Genomic DNA, 1,177 nt, shown 5'->3' on the forward strand with positions numbered 1-1,177 from the left:
CTGGAAGTTTAAGGATGATCAGCCTCAGCGCGATCAGCACTTGGATCTACTGATGGCCGAGTTGAAGGAACTGCGCGAGACGCTCCACGCCATCAAGTAGGTTCGTTCGTGGGATGACGGTGACGGAGAGGGCTTGTTGTCTCATCGTGAAGGGACGACTGTCCTTCTGCCTCCGTCGCCCGCGATGCCCTGTCCTCACCGCAGCACCTGTTCCATTCGTCAGTCGCTGTGCCAGTGCGATATGACCGGGCCGTGAGTCCGTTGCTTACCTGGCAGCCAACCAGTAAGATGGACTCGCGTTCATAGGAGCACGCCCACCACATGAGGTTTTTTTATGGAGTACGCATGATCAGGCGACTGCGATGGTCCGCTCTCGCGCCGATGTTGTGCGGGTGGTTCGCGTTGGCACTTGTGCCTGGTTGCAAGCAGGAAGCCGGGTCCGCTCCGCCGCTCCAGGTGCCGGAGGTGGGGGTCGTGGTCGCGACCGCTCAGGATGTGCCTGACGAACCGGAATTTATCGGGCAGGCCGAGTCGTCGCGTCCCGTGGAAATTCGATCTCAGGTCACCGGCATTCTGAAACAGTGGTTTTTTAAGGAAGGGCGCGACGTCAAAAAGGGCGATCGGCTCTATCAAATCGATCCTGTGCCCTTCCACGCCGCAATGCTGAGTGCCAAGGCCAAAGTGGCGCAATCGGAAGCCCGGTTGGTGCAGGCCAAGCAGAATCTGGCGCGCGTGAAGCCGCTGTTAGCGGAGCAGGCGGTCAGTACGAAAGACGTGGATGACGCGGTGGCCGAAGAGTTGGCGGCGAAGGCCGCTCTCGAAGGCGCCAAAGCCGAACTCGTCAAAGCGAAATTCGATCTCGACAATACGCTGATCATCGCGCCGATCAATGGGATGATCGAACGGACTCGTGTGTATGAAGGGCGGTTGGTGTCGGCGCAAACGGATCTGTTGACTATGATTCATCAAGTCGACCCCATGTATGTCATCGTGAGCGCGCCGGAGAGTTTTTTGCTGAAGCGGAAGCGCGATACCGATGCCAAACGTATTCAACACCCCGGCGTGTACCAATTGCGCGGCGTGCTCACGTTTGTCGACGGCACCACGTACCGGCATGAAGGGGTCTTGGATCTGCTCGACGTAGGATTAAAAACCGATACGGGCTCACGACAGGCGC

At 58.5% G+C, this 1,177-nt stretch carries 1 protein-coding gene; it reads left to right on the forward strand.

Annotated features, from left to right (window positions below):
* Positions 1 to 474: 474 nt before the first annotated feature.
* The coding region (locus tag KF784_20340; protein MBX3121406.1) for an efflux RND transporter periplasmic adaptor subunit at positions 475 to 1,177 on the forward strand (703 nt) is incomplete at its 3' end.

Source organism: Fimbriimonadaceae bacterium, from assembly GCA_019638775.1.
In the GTDB taxonomy this organism is placed as follows: Bacteria; Armatimonadota; Fimbriimonadia; order Fimbriimonadales; family Fimbriimonadaceae; genus JAHBTD01.